General features: G+C 76.9%; 3 protein-coding genes. 1 reads left to right on the forward strand and 2 read right to left on the reverse strand.

What is annotated here, in order from left to right; all coding sequences use genetic code 11:
• Positions 1-903, forward strand: a 903-nt coding sequence (locus ACTUAL_RS17640; protein ID WP_440901044.1) for a cupin domain-containing protein, incomplete at its 5' end; no start/stop codon positions are given.
• 26 nt (positions 904-929) lie between these two features.
• Here ACTUAL_RS17640 and ACTUAL_RS17645 read toward each other — a convergent pair.
• Together ACTUAL_RS17645 and ACTUAL_RS17650 are read right to left on the reverse strand one after the other, a co-directional pair.
• Positions 930-1,523, reverse strand: coding sequence for a MarR family winged helix-turn-helix transcriptional regulator (locus ACTUAL_RS17645; RefSeq protein WP_096495486.1), 594 nt, complete (start codon positions 1,521-1,523; stop codon positions 930-932).
• Between the two features lie 147 nt (positions 1,524-1,670).
• A partial coding sequence (locus ACTUAL_RS17650) for a carboxymuconolactone decarboxylase family protein (protein WP_440901045.1) occupies positions 1,671-2,007 on the reverse strand: 337 nt, incomplete at its 5' end.

Genomic DNA, 2,007 nt, shown 5'->3' on the forward strand with positions numbered 1-2,007 from the left:
GGCGGCGCCTGGAGCACCCGCCTCGACCCGCTGCCCTGGGCCGCGCTGCACCTGGTGACCGAGGGCGAGGTGTGGCTCTCGGCGGGCGGCCCCGCGCTGCGGGTCGGCGCGGGGGACGCGGTGCTCGTGCCGCAGGGCCTCGCGCACGGCACCTCCGGCGCACCGGGCACCAGGCCGAGGCCGTGCGACCAGCGGGCCGCCGAGGCGGCGCAGGCCACCGGGCGGGCGCTGCGGCTCGGCGACGGGCCGGTCGACACCCGCATGATCACCCTGCGGTACGAGCTGGGCGAGTCGCTGTTCCCCGACGACGCGCCGGTGCTCATCACGGCGGGGGAGCGCCCGCAGCTGGCCGCGACCGCCGCGCTGCTCGCGGCCGAGCTGGCGGAGCCGCAGTTCGGCACGACGGCGGCCGTGAACAGCATCGTGGACCTCCTGCTGGTGCAGTTCGCCCGCGCGTGGCTGGCGGCCAACCCGGCGGAGCGGGCGGGTTCGTGGCTGGGGGCGCTGCTGGACCCGCTGGTCAGGGAGGCGCTCACCCGGCTGCACCGGCACCCGGCGCGGGCGTGGACGACCGCGAACCTGGCGTCGGCGGTCAACGTCTCGCGCGCGACCCTGTCCCGCCGGTTCCCGGCCGCGCTCGGCGAGTCGCCGGGGGCCTACCTGACCCGGTTGCGGATGGACCTGGCGGCGATCCGGTTGCGGGACACGGACGAGCCGGTCGAGTCGGTGGCGTCGTCGGTCGGGTACGGGTCGGCCAAGGCGTTCAGCCGGGCGTTCCAGCGCTCGCGCGGGCGCTCGCCCAGCGAGCACCGGTTCCTGGCCCGCTGCCGGGGACAGGCGCCGCGCCCCGAGCCCTCGGGCGCCGGGGTCGCGGGCGCCGGGATCGAGCGCGCCGCGTCCTGACCACCAGGGTCACGTCACCGCCAGGGTCACGTCGTGGCGGGCTCGTGCTCCAGGCAGTCCACGCGCAGCTCGGCCAGCGGCAGCGGCGCGTCCAGCAGCCCGCAGTGGTGCGGCGCGACCGGGTCGGGTCGCACGTCCGGGCGGAAGAAGCGGCAGCTCACGCAGGTGCGCGCCACGCTCACCACCCCGCTGCGCTGCAACCCGGCGATCACCCGCAGCAGCGTGTGCAGGGTGGTCGCCCGGTCCGCCTCCGGCACGTCCCGGAGCACGCGCAGCAGCGGCTCGTCCCACGGTTCGAGGGCCCGCGCGACCTCCGCGCCGTCGTCGGTGAGCGCCAGCAGCCGCCTGCGCCCGTCCTGGCCGGGCGTGCGGGTGATCAGGCCCTTGCGCTCCAGCGCGCTGACCGCGTCGGACGTGGTCGCCTTGGTGACGTCGAACTCGGCCGCCAGCGCGCTCACCTCCCGCCTGACCTCGGGCTGCGCGGTGAGCGCCAGCACCACCTGCTGCTGGAGCGGGGTGAGCCCGTGCTCGCGGGCGGTGCGCTGGGACAGCGCGCGCAGACCGTGGCCCACCCGCTCGACCGCGTCCGCCAACCGCCGGTCCAGGCCGCTCCGCTCCACACCCACCCCCTCGCCGCCGCACCACCGACCGCCGCGATGATACTGGTGGGACCGGGTGGGGACCCCCGACCGAGGACGTCCCCCACCCGGTGGTGGGATCCGCGCGGGCCGGGCGGGCGGCCACCCGTCCGGTCCACGCGGCCACGCTCACACCGCCTTGCGCAGCGCGACCTTCGGGAAGTCCACCGGCACGCCGAGGGCGACGTTGATGTAGTTGGTGAACAGGTTCAGCGCCACGTGCGCGATCAGCTCCACGATCGCCTCGTCGTCGAAGCCCGCCGCCCGCAGCGCGTCCACGTCCGCGTCGGTGACCTGGGCGCGCTCGCGCACCAGCTTCTCGCTGAACTCCAGCGCCGCCTGGGTGCGCGGGTCGTGCGAGTGCCCGGCCTGGGCCTGGCGCATGTCCTCGGAGGACACCCCGGCCTTGCGGCCGAGCGCGGTGTGCGCGGCCAGGCAGTACTCGCAGGCGTTGCGGTCGGCGACC

Source organism: Actinosynnema sp. (assembly GCF_052038725.1).